The sequence below is a fragment of the Pseudomonas sp. DVZ6 genome (assembly GCF_024259445.1).
Taxonomy (GTDB): domain Bacteria; phylum Pseudomonadota; class Gammaproteobacteria; order Pseudomonadales; family Pseudomonadaceae; genus Aquipseudomonas; species Aquipseudomonas peradeniyensis.
In genome coordinates, this window is the sequence record NZ_JANCLM010000124.1 from 1 (window position 1) to 330 (window position 330).

Sequence of the window (330 nt, forward strand, 5' to 3'; positions counted from 1 at the left end):
GGCAGCATCGACAACAGCCAGCGCGGCACCCTGGCCGCCAATGGCGCGCTCGTGCTCAACAGCAGCGGGGCGCTCAGCAACACGGGCGATGGCCTGATCTACAGCCAGCAGGGCGACGTAGGCCTGCAGGCGGCCAGCCTGAACAATACCAAGGGCACCGTGCAGGCCAAGGGCGCGATCAGCGTGCAGGCCAACGGCGTGCTCGACAACCAGGGCGGCAAGCTGATCGCCCAGGACGGCGCGCTGAGCGTGACCGCCGATACCCTCGACAACCGCGGCGGCATCCTTGCCAGCCTCAAGCAGTCGCTGGGCGTGCGCACCACCGGTGTG

At 69.1% G+C, this 330-nt stretch carries 1 protein-coding gene; it reads left to right on the forward strand.

Features of this window, described 5'->3' with window-relative positions; genetic code table 11:
- On the forward strand, positions 1 to 330 hold a 330-nt coding region (locus tag NMG10_RS25915; protein ID WP_254465387.1), incomplete at both ends, for a hypothetical protein.